Source organism: Larkinella harenae, assembly GCF_054780515.1.
The window spans coordinates 72,425-87,297 of record NZ_BAAGWE010000004.1; the positions used below are offsets into that span (position 1 = coordinate 72,425).

Consider the following 14,873-nt stretch of genomic DNA (forward strand, 5'->3'; position numbering starts at 1 on the left):
CAAAATTCCGAATAGGGGTAACGAAAGCCGGTTTCATCCGGAAATGAACCGGGGGCAAGAGTAATCGAAACAAATCAGATAAAACCGCATTTTCTGACTTTTAAATACCAGGTCACCAATTTTATAACATGGTACTATAGAGATTCCGTTTTACCAGCCCGGTTTCGACAACCGTGACCGGCGGGATGGCAATGCGCCGGGAAACCGTACGGCTAGTAACGGGCAGCAGTCGCGCTTGATGAAGGTTGTGAAGTAAAAGAGATGCGATAAGCAGACCCCCGATCGAACTTACGTCGTCGATGTGACGAAATTCGGTCGGGATTTTGCTTTTACCGGAAAAACCGTTTGTAAACCGGTTTTCGATACGCGAACAAACCGTAAAGAATCGGAAACATCAAAAAGTCGGTCAGGCGCGTCGGCGTGCGGAACGTGATTTCGTCAGCAATGCGGGTATGGGCGCCGTCGCGGATGATGCGGTGTCGGTGTTGCCAGTAGGTGAGGAAGAAAGGGAGTTTGACACCCCGATCGATGAAATAAATCTCCCGCTCGGTTTCCTGCTGCTCGGTAATCGAACTGATCCAGTCCTGTTTGAACAGCAGAAAATTGAGTTGCACATGCACCACATCGCCTTTCCGGCAGCCATCGAACCGAACTACTTTGACGGGCGGAAAGGGTGGATTGAGTTGTTCAAATAAGCGTCGGGTAAAACCGGTCCAAACGCGCTGGTAATCCTGCTGAACTGGAGTAATGAGCTTGATTTGCATCCCCGTAAAACGGAAAAGTCCGTGTTTTTAGGAACGGTTTCAGCGAACAAATGTTCACCTTTTCCATTCCCGAAAACACGGACTTTAGGGGGGCGTGAGCTTATAGTTGCTCCAGAATCCGCTCAATGGATACTTCCTGGCCGATTTTGCTTTTCAGCTCGCTGATCGGAACGCGCACTTGCTCGGTCGAATCGCGGTACCGGATCGTAACGGTGTCATCCTCCAGCGTCTGGTAGTCGACGGCGATACAGAACGGCGTTCCGATCAGATCCTGGCGGGTGTAGCGTTTACCGATGGCGTCGCGCTCTTCGTACACAACGCGGAATTCGCTGCGCAGCTGTTTCACAATTTCCTGCGCTTTTTCGGGCAAACCGTCTTTGCGGACGAGCGGGAAGATGGCGGCTTTCACCGGAGCCAGCGCCGGGTGCAGTTTCAGGTACGTACGGGTTTTCTGGTTTTCGCCTTCGCCCACCACTTCTTCCGTGTAGGCATTGCAGAAAACCGCCAGAAACAACCGGTCGGCGCCCACGGAGGTTTCGACCACGTACGGAATGTAGTTGCCGTACGGTTTGCCGTTTTCATCGAGGTCGTTGTCGAAATACTGCTGCTTTTTGCGGCTCAGTTCCTGGTGGCTTTTCAGGTCGAAATCCGTGCGGGAGTGAATACCTTCAATTTCACGGAAACCAAACGGAAACTTGAACTCGATGTCAACGGCGGCATTGGCGTAATGCGCCAGCTTTTCGTGGATGTGGTATTTTAGCTTTTCGGCCGGAATGCCCACGGCTTTGTGGAAGTTCAACCGGGTTTCTTTCCATTTCTCGTACCACTCCATTTCGGTGCCGGGGCGCACGAAAAACTGCATTTCCATCTGCTCAAATTCCCGCATCCGGAACGTAAACTGCCGGGCCACGATCTCATTCCGGAACGCTTTGCCGATCTGGGCAATTCCGAACGGAATCTTCATCCGGCCGGTTTTCTGCACGTTCAGGAAGTTGACAAAAATTCCCTGGGCGGTTTCGGGACGGAGGTAAATCAGGCTGGCGTCTTCGGCTACCGAACCCACCTGCGTCGAAAACATCAGGTTAAACTGACGAACTTCGGTCCAGTTGGCGGTTTTGGAAACCGGATCAACGATGCCCTCGCTAATGATCAGTTCACGTACACCGTTGAGGTCATTTTCGCCCAGCAGACGGCCCATTTCGAGCAGCAGTTCGTGGCCTTTTTCGGGCTGACCATTGGCGGCATATTCTTCCGCTTTCAGCTCGAGTAGCTGATCGGCGCGGTAGCGTTTTTTGGAATCTTTGTTATCAATCATTGGGTCGTTGAACGAGTCAACGTGTCCCGAAGCTTTCCAGGTCAGCGGGTGCATGAAAATGGCGGCATCGATCCCCACCACGTTTTCGTGGACCTGGGTCATGGCTTTCCACCAGACCGTTTTAAGGTTATTTTTCAATTCCACGCCGTTCTGACCGTAGTCGTAAACAGCCTGTAATCCGTCGTAAATTTCACTGGACGGGAACACGAAACCGTATTCTTTGGCGTGGGAGATAATGTCTTGCAGTGAGGTGGCCGGAGCCGGCGTTGGTTTTGCGTCTTCCATGATGCCGCAAAAATACGGATTTAGACCATCGCCCGGCAAAAATTTTATCTTTTTGACAATATTGCCCCGTCCACATTCCTTTGGGGCCTTTAACCGCGCTATTTCCAGGGGAAACCAATGCGGTGAGCGGTTCATCAATCCACAGTTGCCCTGGCATCATTACTCGCAGCTCCTTATTAAATATGTGTATATTTCGATATTAATTTTTATTTTTCCAGGTGTCCAACGGTTTTTCTGCTAAATGTGTCTTTGGAGGTAGCGTTCTCATTCACATCTTGTTAACTCCTTAATCTTGCCAGATTTTATGAAAAGAATTACGCGCTCTTTGCTTCCGCTTTGTTTTGCGTTTTTGTTGGTTTCCTGTGCCGTGCAGGATCACCAGAATCCGCAGCCGGTTTCCTGCCGAGTTACCGAAATCAAGTCAAATCTGGATTACTACAAACTAAAGCCCGGGGAAACGGTTTCCATTGGCCAGGTGGTGATCGGGAGGGAAACGGGGTATCCGGTCATCGATATTATTAAAATTGGGGATGATTTTTATGCGGTGGGTGGGCCGGAAGTGTCGACAACGTATGCATACAATTCAGAAGGGAAGGTGCAGAAATCCACGACGACGGGTCGGGCTCTTTCAAATTCCATCTTGATTAGTGAGTATGCTTACGGAACCAATCAGCTTACCCAGATCGATAAACAGAAACTGAGAGCGGTTCCCGATACCTCGGTTACATCCCGTGTGTATAACCTAAACAGTGATGGCCTTATTATTCTCGATAACACGACTTACCAAAATGGCTATATCGTTGAAGAGCGGTATTCGGGCTACACCACAAACTATACGCTCAATAATGGGAATGTTATAAAGCGGGAGCAATCGAATTCGAGTACGCCGGTTGTTTATGAGTTCGACTGGAGCAAACCCAACCCCATTCCGAACCTGTTGCCATTTCGGGGAAAATTGAATATAAACCAACTCATCAAAACGTATTACGAAAACGGGCAGGTTTACGAAGATCATCAATACATTTACGATGCGAATGGCAAGATCAAATTCTCAATTGGTATCCTGAAACGCCCGCAGGAACCGGATCGGTATACCATCAACCACTATACTTTTGATTGCCCAACTCCTCTCTAATTGGCAGGTTTGGCCGGAGAATACATTCTGATTCCCGGCCAAATCATTCCTTGGCCAGTAGGAGATTGAGTGTCGCACGTACCTGGGATGAATTGCCCGTGTACAGGTCAAGCACGTCCATGACGGCTTCGAAAAAATTAAAGAACTTGAGTTTTTTCGTTAAGATGACCGGTTCAGTGGGCGTTTGATAGTGCCCGGTTGCCAGCAGCCGATCAATGAATTCGGGGCCGTATTCGGCGTATAAATACTTGAGATCCAGGTCTGGGTCACCAACAGCCACATCGCCAAAATCAATAACACCCTGCGGAATTCCCGTTTCCGGATTACACAGAATGTGATCGGCGCTAAAGTCGTCATGAATCAGACAATTGGTGTCGGTAAAGTGTCGGGAGTCGGATAAAAATGCGTCAAACCGTTGGCTGACTTGTCGCTGTTGCCGCAGAGTCAGTACCGGAAGCAGCGTAGTTTGTATCTCCTGATAGGCGTCCTGATAGTCCTGCCGAGAATCCAGAAGTTCTACTCCCAGTTGGAGGGCACGCTCAGCCTGGAAAGCGTGGAGCTGGGTCAAAAAATTGCCAATTGCCGCTAGCGTTTGCTCTTGTTGTTCAGGGGTTTGCCGTTGAAAAACCGTTATGTCTCCTTCCGTGCCTTTCAGAATTGGATAGCCAACGAATGGCAGACCGTTTTCGGGATGGATGCCGGTGAACTGAAAGCAGGGAATCTGCAAAGGCAGGTCCTGAAGATGCGGCAGGAGCGCAATTTCCTTCGCCAGATTTCGGGCCACTTCCTCGCGTTTTGGAAACCGAAACACATACTGATCGTCGACGAGGAAAGTTTGACTGTCCAGACCCGCTCCCAGAAATCGGGCCTTCTGGAACGGGCGATCCGGAAAAACGCGGGCTAATAGATCAAGAATTGGCATGTTTTCCAGGGTCTTGTCGTGAAGATCGTTCGGGAACTCGACAATTGAAACATTCTGAACACAACCTGCGCCCGGATCGGTCAATGGGTTGAGTACAGCGTTTTAGCACCTTTTCAGGTGTTGGCAAATTGGTGAATTTTGCCAACGCCTGACCAGATAGTTGATGCCCGAATCTATCGAACGGAAATATACACTGGATTACAACGTACCAATTGATTGTCCATAACCACAAAGGTATCAGCCAGACGAACGGTTTTTTGCAAATCAATAGCAGGAAGTTCCAGCACGATTTTATAATCCCCTTTCGTTTGGTACAGAAAGGTGATCACGGAAAAATCTTGGAAATGCTCTTGGGCTTTCAGGAGTGTAAACAGGGCAGGCCCTGTCATACCGCTGGCTATTTTGAAGTGCTCGCGGTCGGCGTCTTTTATTTGTTCTTTATATTGGCTACTCCGGAAAAGATAGCCATACCAGAGCGAATCGTTCCGAATAAATTCGTTATAAAGCGCTGATTTTGCGTTATAATTGTTCCTGCCGAAATTATCGACAATGGTGTTAGCGACTTTAAACACACTATCTTTGAAAGCCATTTCTTTCCTTAACTCCTGAACCAGCGGATGAATCATTTCCCGATACTGCCGGGTTTGGGGATCGAGTTTGTAATATTTAATCGCTTGGGCCATGCTCCCCAACGGCGTATACAGGGCAATATCCTGATCGGCTAAATTCTTTACATCGACCAACAGACCGACATCCTGATGGGGTGCGTGACTGGTGGATCTGCTGACTACGGTCAGCTGTACGGAAATCCGTTGTTGCTGCGCGTAGGTAGACGTTACTCCCCACAAAGAAAACCACAGGAAAGCCGAAATTTTTGAGAGCATGATCACGAATTAATTACCGTACCAACTGGTCCACTAACCGTTCGAGCGTCTGGCCCGCATCTTCACACAAACCGGTATGCATGGGTGATGTCTGCACGATGGTGCTGCGGTTGGCGGCCAGCCAGCGAAACCGGGCAGCAATCGCCAATTGGCCAATGGGACCGCCTTCCCGCCGACCCGCGCAGATTTTCTGGAAAACTCGCAGCCGCTCCTGCAAATCCGTCAGATCCAAATCGGGGCAAAAAGCCCGCAGGCGTTCTTCGTTCAGGTCAAACACCGTCTGCAGAAAACCCTGCGCCGGGCAATAGAGGATAACGCCCACATTCATAAATTCTTCGCGTTCGACCCGCGGCACAGCGCGGATAACGGCGTACTCAAATAAGTGCTTTGGCATGCTGGGCTTCCTTAACAAAAATCTCAGAATGAGCGAGTCGGGTTTCCAGAAAACCGGTGTACATCCGGCGTTTGTCTGCAACCGAGTCGGTCGGATCTTCGCCGATCAGCCACTCGTCGGGCACCAGATCGACAATGGATTGGATGCGCTCCGGTGTCAGCAGCTGGCGGAATTCGGCATCGACGGTTTCGAGCTCGGTTGCCCAGGGCAACAAAACGTGGTCTTTTACGGCTCCAAACGGTTTTTTGGCCTGTTCCTCCCAGTTTTGTCCCGCGTGGTGAAAATACAGCGAAGCGCCGTGATCGATCAGCCACAGTTCCTTATGCCACATCAGCATGTTGGTGTTGCGGGCCGTCCGATCTACATTGGTAATGAAACAGTCGAACCAGACGATCTGGGATGCTAATCTGGCGCTGACGGTATTCAGAATCGGGTCGAACGTGGTAGCACGCGAGAGAAAGTGCAGCCCCAGGTTTACGCCCCCGCTGGCCCGCAGTAAATCCTGAATTTCTTCGTCGGGTTCCGTTCGGGCCATCACCGGATCGAGGTTGGCAAACACAATCTCGGGAATTTTGAAGCCCAGCGACCGCGCTAATTCCCCGGCAATCAGTTCGGCAATGAGCGCTTTCACGCCCTGACCCGCCCCCCTAAATTTCAGGACGTACAGAAAATCATCGTCGGCTTCGACAATAGCGGGCAGCGAGCCGCCTTCGCGCAAGGGGGTCACATAACGGATTACCTCGACGGTTCTGAGTTGGGATTCATTCGTACTCACAAGGCTTGCTCGGTTTTAGAAGTCCGTTCCGTAACCAGCGCTTTTCGCCGGTAACAGGAACGGACGGGAAATTTAGACCTATTTTCAGAACGGAGGAAATTTTGAGCGACGGTTTTGTGCACCGGAGCATTATTTTTGTGACCTATGCGCTATTTTATCCAACTTTCGTACCGGGGGACAGCTTACAACGGCTGGCAAATTCAGCCCAACGGCGTCACGGTACAGGAGGTTCTTGAACAGAAACTGAGTGCGATCCTGCGGGAACGAATCACCATTATCGGCAGCGGTCGCACGGATGCGGGCGTCCACGCTGAACAGCAATTTGCTCATTTTGAACTTGATCGGTCGCTCGAACTTACGGATTCCTTTATTCACGCGTTAAACTGCATGTTGCCGCCGGATATTGCGATACAGACTATCTTTCCGGTTGAAGCGCGGGTACATGCCCGGTTTTCGGCGGTTTCGCGGTATTACCAGTACCGGATTCGTCGGCAGAAAAGTCCGTTTCTGGATCTATTGCTCTACGTTTTTCGTCCCGAACTGGATATTGCCCGGATGAACGAAGCCGCTGCCCTGCTGTTTCAATACGATGACTTTGAGAGTTTCAGCAAAGTTCGGACGAAGGTTTCGCATTTCCGCTGTGACATTCATCGGGCGGAGTGGCTGGTGGAAGGCGACCAACTGACGTTCCACATCAAGGCGAACCGGTTTTTGTACGGCATGGTCCGAACACTTGTGGGAACGATGCTGGAGGTGGGGCAGGGCCGCATGACAGTTGAAGAGTTTGAACAGATCATCCAGGCCAAAGACCGCACGAAAGCAGGGCGGTCGGCCCCGGCCAGTGGATTGTTTCTGGTGGAGGTCGGCTATCCACCGGGACTTTTGCGAACAAAATGACGGATTATGAGGTATGAATGATGAATTAACGTAATTTTAGAAAGATTCATCGTTTATCATTCATACCTCATCCTTTGTAAAGCGTGATCAACGAATTCCAACAACTTATCCGCGCCTACCGAAAAACCGACTTCAGCCAGCGCAAAGCCGCTTTGGCTACGGTGGTTGGACTGACCGGTTCGGGATACCGCCGACCAGGTGCCCGCATGTACATCACCGACGATGGCCAGTGGTTTGGTGCCATCAGTGGGGGATGTCTGGAAGGGGATGCGCTTCGGAAAGCCCGCGAGGTGATGCAAAGCCGTCAGCCCCGGCTGGTTACGTACGATACCACGGACCCCGAAGGCGAAAACTTTGGCATTGGTTTGGGCTGTAACGGTATTTTGGATGTGCTGATTCAGGCCATCGATCCCAACGACCCCGATAATCCGCTCGAAACGCTCGACCGCGTCATGCAGGGGCGGCAACCGTTGACGTTCGAAACCGCGTTGCCCGATGGGGCCGGTGTTTTTGTGGAAGAACTCAAACCTGATATTCAATTGCTGGTTTTTGGTGGTGGGTATGATGCGGTTCCCCTGGTGAACCTGGCGAAGCAAATTGGCTGGCGGGTGGTGGTGACCGACGATTGTGTGGCCCACCTGCAACCCCGGCGCTTTGGTGAAGCCGACGAAATGCTGGCCGTCCAGCGGGATGCTATTCGGCAGCAGATTCCAATCGACGGTTTTTCGGCAGCGGTGCTGATTTCCCATAATTTCAAATACGATAAAGCCGTTTTGCGGGAATTGCTCCAAACCGATATTCCCTACATCGGTTTGCTGGGGCCGAAAAAGCGGGGTGATGCCTTGCTGGAGGAGGTGGCCGATTGGGTGAGTCCAAAGGACGAAAAACGCCTTTTCTGGCCGGTTGGTCTGGACGTTGGGGCCGATACTCCTCAGGAAATTGCCCTGTCGGTGCTGGCCGAAATTCAGGCGGTTTTTCGGAACGCGACGGCCCAGCCATTGAAGTTTAAAAATGCGCCAATCCACCAGCCGGTTCAGTCAATTAGCACCCCGGTTGATCTGGATTGATGAGTCTATCTATGAACATTGCCATCATTATACTAGCCGCCGGTGCGTCTTCGCGACTGGATCATCAGCCCAAACAACTCATCGAATGGGAAGGGCGCACCCTGCTCCGGCGGGTGGTCGATTCGGCTCTTTCAACACCTTTTCGTCCGGTTGTGGTGGTCGTGGGTGCTCATAAAGGGCAAGTGGTTCCCCAGCTGGACGGTTTGCCGGTAACCATCATCGACAACCAGCACTGGCAGCAGGGGCTGGCAACATCGGTGAAAACCGGACTGGCCGCCGTCTACCTGACGCAGAAAGAGATCGATGCCGTTTTGTTTTTGCTAACCGATCAGCCGCATGTCGACCGGGGCCTGCTGCAACAGTTGGTTCATGTGTATGAAGAGAGTGGTAAGGGGATTGTGGCCGCCAGTTACGCCGGTAGTCTGGGCGTTCCGGCCTTGTTCGACCGCAAATACATTCATGAACTACTGAGCCTGGACGGTGATGCCGGGGCCAAAAAAGTCATTAAAAACCATCCAGAGGATTGTGCCGAAGTGCCGTTTGAGTCAGGAAACATCGACCTGGATACCCGCCAGGATGTAGAACGGTTTTTGGGTCAGTAACCAAGAGGGCAACAGGCCGCTTTTCACGGTTTTAATTTCCCGTAGCTATTGTTGTATTCTTTCCCTTCTTTGGGATGGGTAAATTTAATGGCCGACCAGACGGAGTTAATGCTGAGTGTTTTGCTTTCAACCAGCCCGTAATCGTAACCAATTTCAATCACCTTGGTGAGCGTCAGGTCCGTTTGCAGTTGCCTGGCTTTCGGCCAGGAAACCCAAAGCATTCCGTTTGGTTTCAGGTACTTCTTCAGGGCAGGAAAACTTTCGTGTAACAGCGCCTGTGTTCGGGCAAACAGGTGAAGATAGTCAAAATCACCCCGGAGGATTGTCTCCTGTTCCAGCACCGGCAACTCCATTGCTTCCAGCGCATCGGCGGGTGCATTGATGAAAACGGCGCGGGTACCCGGTTTGATTCCCATTTTTTCGGATACGGTTTTTGTCATTTTCGTGGTTCTTTTAACCGCCCAATCCTGGTAGTGGCCAAACCGGGCTGGTTCTGTTGAAAAATGTCGCAATCGCCCCTGCCAAAAGGCACATGTTCTACCTATGTTTCAGTAAAGTGTCCCATACCTTTGTGAAGCACATAAACAACAACCATGAGAAAGTTAAAACTTCAGGTACAACTAAGCGTTGATGGATTCATGGCCGGACCGAACGGTGAAATGGACTGGCTGGCCTTCAACTGGGATGAGAAATTGCAAGCGTATGTAACAGCCCTTACCGAACCGGTGGATTGCATCGTTCTCGGCCGAAAACTGGCCCAGGGATTTATTCCGCACTGGGCCTCTCATCCCGAACTTGACGGCGCGGAAAAATTCAATAACACCAAAAAAGTTGTTTTTTCCAAAACTCTCCAGGTGTCAGAATGGGAAAATACCATGCTGGCAAAAGGTGACCTAGTTGACGAAATCACGAAATTAAAAAATCAGGACGGCAGTGATCTGATCGTCTATGGCGGAGCCACGTTTGTGTCGGCGCTCATCAGGCACAACCTGATCGACGAATACCATTTATTCGTTAATCCAACGGCGATCGGGCAGGGAATGCCTATTTTTCAGGCACTTGGTCAAAATCACCCCCTGACGCTGGTCAAATCAACTTCCTTTGATTGCGGAATTGTGGTGCTCCATTACGAACCGAAACGCGACTAGTTGTCTACATCCCGGATGGTCGGGCGGCTGTCGTTCCGACGGTGTTCGTACGAGAGTTGAAAGTCGGTCAAATCCGGACGGTTTTTGCGGGGACGTTTCAATTCGTACTGGTGAATGGTTTGCCCCAACTGGTACAGAAACGGGTGCGCCACGCTGTCGTACTCGTAGTTATTGTCGTTCAGGATTTCGTCCCTGTTCACGTAGAGTGTGGCCGACAGCATGTATTCAACCTTGTTTTTGAAGTCGGCCACGTACGAAGCATCGGTCATAAAACCGTAGGCCCAGCCTACTTTATTGAATATCCGTACGCCTTCGGGCAGGGTGCGGTGCAGACTATCCCGGAAGAAAAACTTCACGTAGCTGTCGAAATACTGCTCGGCATCGTACTTGGGATAATTGGTTTCGCCGGGAAACTGCGACAGGTATTGACGCATCAGGGCGTAATCATCGTCAGTTAGGTCAAACCGCTGGCTGGCCGGAACCGACTGCGGAAACAGCACCGATTGCAACGTTCGCTGAAACGCTTCCAGCGGGTATTTGTTGCGGGTTGTAAAATCGAACGGTTCATGAATCAGGCTGTCGCTGGCTGTTAAGTAGCCTTTCCCGATTCTGGCAGTCCGGCGGAAATCAAAGGCATCCGGGTTGTAGGCGGCAGGCTGAGTGTACAAAACCGTTCCATCTTCCCGAATAAACCGAACGGGGTTTGTATGTCGGTTTTCGTCGGGAGTCATTCGGACAAACCGGTGCGTGATGCGGGTGTCGGCATAGCCTTTGGCGTGCAGTGATCGGTTGATGGTCTGCTGCCCCACAAACTCGTACATCCGGCTGTAGGCGTCGTTGTCGCTGACCAACAAGGCTTTTTTAATGAAATGCGCAATCGACGGAAAACCGTTCTGAGCCGTATTGTCGTGCCATTCTTTCGTCTGATTGCGGTAGGCGCTGTCGAATTGCATAGCCGCGTATTTAGTCACATCCGGTTTTTTCAAACGGTTTAGTTTTTCGAGCGACAGCAGGGCCAGCGGCAGTTTTACGGTCGACGCCGGATTGAAATACGCCGTGCTGTCAACGTGGAAATAATAATGGGTGAACGTTGGAACGTTGCGCTTGTCCCGGTCGATTCGGGTGTAAATGATTTGCAATCGGTACGTTTCCGGATGGCGGATTACTTCCTGGAAAATCGGATGCGGATTTTTTGCAAACAAATGGGTCAGAAAAGCATCTGTGCGGGGCTGAGCCTGAGCGATAGTCGTTAGCAAACCGATCGCCAGAGAAAGTATTCGCTTGTTCATGAAGTGGGTAAAAGAAGATTGAAACTCAGAAATCGACTCGGTAATAAAATACCGGCAGAAAGCCCAGCTGGTATTCGCGTTTAATGAATGTGCCGTCGGGCTGGGGCGCATAACTCAGCGTCAGAATGTTCTGAATGCCCAGCGCATTGACAAAATCGACGGCGATGGTGTGGGTTAGCCGGTTGCGGTTGATTTTGTAGTCGACTTTCAGGTCAAACCGCCGGTAGGCCGGAAACTGGAGCGTATTGCGTCCGGCATTCTGGTAAATGATTTCCTGCGAAGCCTGGGAGCGGGCTTCATCGACTGGGCCGTACCAGCGGCCACCAACCGCCGTGAACTTTGCTCCCACGTTCAGGCTGCTTTTTCCGAATGTGAATTCTTTGGCAAAAACCGCATTGAAGGCGTATTTTCCGTTGAAATCTGTATTCCGCAGCACGCCGTCTGACCCTCGGTATTTGGCGTCAAACAGCGAACCCGTCACGAGAAAATAATACCCGTCGCTGAAAAACTTTTCCAGTGTCAGCTCGGCACCGTAGTTGCGTCCGGTACCGGTATTAACCATTTTATCCGGGAAGACCCGCGTAAAGCCGGAGCCGGTGTTCAGGATGGAGAATGAACTGTTTTGCTCTTCCACCGGTACGTTGAACAGCTTCTGGTAATACACTTCCGCTTTCAGACGGAGATTGCGGCTGAGCAGCCGGTCGTATGAGGTAACGTAATGCCAGCTTTTGGTTAAGCCAACGTCATGGTTCAACAAAGCCCCGCTTTGGGCCGGATTCGGATTGCGTAGGTTATCACCGTAAAAATAAATGTAGGTCGGCTGGATCTGGCTGTGTAATCCCACGGCAACGCTTACTTTCTGGCGGTTTGGCAGGTCCCAGGCTAGTCCGGCGCGGGGCTCAACAGGCGAGAAACTGTTTTTATTGACGGAAAAGTAAAGGCTGGTCAGCCCGGCACTGAGCGTTAGGCGTTCGGACAGATTCACGCGCCACTGCACGTACGGTTGTAACAGCATTGCGGTTTGGCGCGTATCCCAACGGTATTGCCACGGCCCCAATTGGGCAGGCGCGGTGGGAGAGGTAGTCACCGTGCGTACACTGTCGAGGAGGTTGAAAAATAATACATCGGCGTTTAAGCCTGCTTTCAGAATGCTGCGCGGACTAAATTTATGGTTGACTGATGCCGCCAGCGAAGTTTTGGTTTCGGCAAAACGGTAGTCGAGAATGGGCGCTTTCGCTAGAATCCTGTAACGGTTATTTTCTACAATGGGAAGCCCGTTGGCTCCGTACTGGAAGAAGAGGTAATCGTGGTTGGCATCCTGCGCGTTGGCGGACACGGCCAGTGTCGCTTTGAAAAACGTTTGTTGATTGAGCGGTTTTTCGTACGTCAGACCGGCCACGCCCATGCGTGAGGTATAATACTGGTCGCGGTCATTCTGGCCGAAAATATTGCGATCCGATACCTCCTGGTTACTAATCAGCAGGTCGATGGTGCTGGTGCCGCCAAACCCCCAGAGAGCAATTTTAGCATTGTTTTTCAGGGGGAAATTCAAGCGGAAGGAAGCATCCTGGTAGGTCGGAACGGCCTGCGTACCAATGTCAATTCCTGCTTTGTTGAACAGCCACAGATTGGCGTAGCGATAGGTGACAAAATAGGACGAACCGGTTTTTCGGGAAAGGGGGCCTTCCAGCGCGCCTTCAGTTCCTAAAAAACCGAATTGAATCATACGCTGGTGCTTTTCGTTGTTGCCGTTGCGAAGCCGAAGGTCGAAAACTCCGGCAATACCGTTGCCGAATTCGGAGGGGAAAGCGCCCGTGAAAAAGTCGGAGTTGGCCAGCATTTTGTTGCTGATGACACTCACGGGGCCGCCCGTGGTGCCGGCAATGGCAAAGTGATTGGGGTTCGGAACCGTAACTCCCTCGACGCGCCACAACACCCCGCTGGGTGAATTACCGCGGATCACAATGTCGTTGCGGGAATCGTCGGCACCCTGCACGCCAGCGAAATTGGAGGCCATCCGGGCGGGCTCGCCCCGGCTTCCGGCGTAACGGTCGGCTTCGTCGACGGTGAACTGCCGGGCCGATACGATTGCCATTTCGTTCCGGGCATCACCAGTTCGTTGTGCTTTGACGGTTACCGCCGATAGCTCAGTGATGGATTCTTCCAGTTCGACGTCCAGAATGGTTTCCCGGCCCGCGTCGACGATGATGTTATTTAGCAAGGCGTCTTTATAACCAATTCGGGTGATTCGGACGGTTCGCCGACCGACCGGAACATTGGGAATGCGGTACCGGCCTAGTGAATCGGTTTGTGTGCCCTGGCTGGCTGACGTTTCCAGTACCTGAACTGATACTTCCCGCAACGGGTATTTGGATTCCTTGTCGATGACTCGTCCGCGGACGGTTTGGGTGAAAGTGGTTTGGGCAAAGGACGGGGAGAGAAGGGCGAAATACAAAAACAGCCAATAAAGGTATTTCATGGTCTTTTAGCGGTGAAAAATGCGGTAATCCTCAAAGGATGAAACCAATCAACGCAAAAATACCCAATCCAATAACTGTTCCAAGCAAAGTTCGCCAGAAGCGCCTTCCTTCGCGCTTTCGTTCCTCTCGCGTCATCGTTTTATAGGGCTTCATCTCCTTATCGAAAACGCGTCCCAGAAAGTATAGTCCACCCGCCAGAACGCCCATTCCCAGTAAAATGACCAAGACGGCGGCAAAGCCCTGGTTGGTGCACGCCAATCGGCAGGCAAAACCGCTGGCCAGAAGCGATAAAAAGGCACTTGCAATAAACAGCAGCACATAACCGATCTTGATTCCGGAGCGGGAACGTTCCTGTTTTTTACCCTTTGCGGTATTTTTTTCGAGGGAATCCCGGGTTGAACGGGTTGTGGTCGAATCCTTCTCGCTGGCGTAGGTGCGAAATTCCCCGCTGGAAACGCTCACCGACGGTTCGGGGTGGATCACTGCCCGGCCACTAATACCGCCCGCGATACTGTAAATCAGAACATTGATGAAAAAGAAAAGGGCATACCTGTTTTTCTGGAATCGAAATCGTGCGCCAGCGGCCAGATCAATCAAGCGAAGAGCGCTATACCGGCTATACAAAATCCGAAAGACCAGCAGAGCTGCGAGTAAAAACGTCAGATACCAGGCCGGTTGATTCGCCAGCAGTGTACTCCCAAGGATTAGCCCAATCGCTGCATTCGTGAATTCTGAGAGAATAATGATACCGGCGGCCGTTCGAGGATGGCGGCTGGCGTAGGCCGAAAGGGGGCTGAGGTTCATCATCGGAAGGGTGTTTAGGATCAGCCTAAGTCCGTTGATACGACTGGCCGATGATACTTAACACCAATGGCTTTTCTACTGTTTTTGGCGATTGGCTAAAAGTCAGGAGACG

15 protein-coding genes are annotated in these 14,873 nt (G+C 51.4%); 5 read left to right on the plus strand and 10 right to left on the minus strand.

Annotated features, from left to right (window positions below; genetic code table 11):
• Positions 1–329 precede the first annotated feature (329 nt).
• Positions 330–764 carry an SRPBCC family protein gene (locus ACYVH9_RS20330; RefSeq protein ID WP_460638229.1) on the minus strand — a complete coding sequence of 145 codons (435 nt, stop codon included), beginning with the start codon at positions 762–764 and terminating at the stop codon, positions 330–332.
• Between the two features lie 100 nt (positions 765–864).
• Positions 865–2,364 carry a glycine--tRNA ligase gene (locus tag ACYVH9_RS20335; RefSeq protein ID WP_460638230.1) on the minus strand — a complete coding sequence of 500 codons (1,500 nt, stop codon included), beginning with the start codon at positions 2,362–2,364 and terminating at the stop codon, positions 865–867.
• A gap of 304 nt (positions 2,365–2,668) precedes the next feature.
• Between ACYVH9_RS20335 and ACYVH9_RS20340 the strand changes: the two genes are divergently transcribed.
• Positions 2,669–3,499, plus strand: coding sequence for a hypothetical protein (locus ACYVH9_RS20340; RefSeq protein WP_460638231.1), 831 nt, complete (start codon positions 2,669–2,671; stop codon positions 3,497–3,499).
• Between the two features lie 43 nt (positions 3,500–3,542).
• Here ACYVH9_RS20340 and ACYVH9_RS20345 read toward each other — a convergent pair whose 3' ends face one another.
• From ACYVH9_RS20345 to ACYVH9_RS20360, 4 genes are all read right to left on the minus strand, one after another.
• Positions 3,543–4,421 (minus strand): phosphotransferase family protein, encoded by an 879-nt coding sequence (locus ACYVH9_RS20345; protein ID WP_460638232.1) that lies wholly within the window; start codon positions 4,419–4,421, stop codon positions 3,543–3,545.
• 173 nt (positions 4,422–4,594) lie between these two features.
• Entirely contained in the window at positions 4,595–5,305 is a 711-nt protein-coding gene (locus tag ACYVH9_RS20350) for a hypothetical protein (protein WP_460638233.1), read from the minus strand.
• A gap of 13 nt (positions 5,306–5,318) precedes the next feature.
• Complete coding sequence (locus tag ACYVH9_RS20355) at positions 5,319–5,699, minus strand: DUF3037 domain-containing protein (protein ID WP_460638234.1); 381 nt, start codon at positions 5,697–5,699, stop codon at positions 5,319–5,321.
• A complete protein-coding gene (locus ACYVH9_RS20360) occupies positions 5,680–6,474 on the minus strand; it encodes a HipA family kinase (RefSeq protein ID WP_460638235.1) in 795 nt (264 codons plus the stop codon). Before ACYVH9_RS20360 ends, ACYVH9_RS20355 begins: the two co-directional genes overlap by 20 nt.
• Before the next feature lie 144 nt (positions 6,475–6,618).
• On the opposite strand from ACYVH9_RS20360, the gene truA reads away from it, so the two are divergent.
• The 3 genes from truA (at position 6,619) to ACYVH9_RS20375 (ending at position 9,040) form a co-directional block, all read left to right on the plus strand.
• Complete coding sequence (gene truA, locus ACYVH9_RS20365; RefSeq protein WP_460638236.1) at positions 6,619–7,371, plus strand: tRNA pseudouridine(38-40) synthase TruA; 753 nt, start codon at positions 6,619–6,621, stop codon at positions 7,369–7,371.
• An 83-nt stretch (positions 7,372–7,454) separates the two neighbouring features.
• On the plus strand, positions 7,455–8,438 hold the full coding sequence (locus ACYVH9_RS20370) for an XdhC family protein (protein ID WP_460638237.1): 984 nt from the start codon (positions 7,455–7,457) through the stop codon (positions 8,436–8,438).
• A gap of 11 nt (positions 8,439–8,449) precedes the next feature.
• Positions 8,450–9,040, plus strand: coding sequence for a nucleotidyltransferase family protein (locus ACYVH9_RS20375; protein ID WP_460638238.1), 591 nt, complete (start codon positions 8,450–8,452; stop codon positions 9,038–9,040).
• Between the two features lie 23 nt (positions 9,041–9,063).
• Here the strand turns inward: ACYVH9_RS20375 and ACYVH9_RS20380 are convergent, their stop codons facing one another.
• Positions 9,064–9,480 carry a hypothetical protein gene (locus ACYVH9_RS20380; protein ID WP_460638239.1) on the minus strand — a complete coding sequence of 139 codons (417 nt, stop codon included), beginning with the start codon at positions 9,478–9,480 and terminating at the stop codon, positions 9,064–9,066.
• A 153-nt stretch (positions 9,481–9,633) separates the two neighbouring features.
• Between ACYVH9_RS20380 and ACYVH9_RS20385 the strand changes: the two genes are divergently transcribed.
• The gene (locus tag ACYVH9_RS20385; RefSeq protein WP_460638240.1) at positions 9,634–10,188 is read left to right on the plus strand and encodes a dihydrofolate reductase family protein; all 555 of its coding nucleotides are present in this window, start codon (positions 9,634–9,636) and stop codon (positions 10,186–10,188) included.
• Here the strand turns inward: ACYVH9_RS20385 and ACYVH9_RS20390 are convergent.
• Genes ACYVH9_RS20390 through ACYVH9_RS20400 form a run of 3 tightly spaced genes read right to left on the minus strand, consistent with a single transcriptional unit; the run spans position 10,185 to position 14,761 of the window.
• Entirely contained in the window at positions 10,185–11,477 is a 1,293-nt protein-coding gene (locus tag ACYVH9_RS20390) for a serine hydrolase (RefSeq protein ID WP_460638241.1), read from the minus strand. The genes ACYVH9_RS20385 and ACYVH9_RS20390 overlap by 4 nt on opposite strands.
• A 25-nt stretch (positions 11,478–11,502) precedes the next feature.
• Positions 11,503–13,956 carry a carboxypeptidase regulatory-like domain-containing protein gene (locus ACYVH9_RS20395; protein ID WP_460638242.1) on the minus strand — a complete coding sequence of 818 codons (2,454 nt, stop codon included), beginning with the start codon at positions 13,954–13,956 and terminating at the stop codon, positions 11,503–11,505.
• A 31-nt stretch (positions 13,957–13,987) separates the two neighbouring features.
• Positions 13,988–14,761 (minus strand): hypothetical protein, encoded by a 774-nt coding sequence (locus tag ACYVH9_RS20400; protein ID WP_460638243.1) that lies wholly within the window; start codon positions 14,759–14,761, stop codon positions 13,988–13,990.
• Between the last annotated feature and the right edge of the window lie 112 nt (positions 14,762–14,873).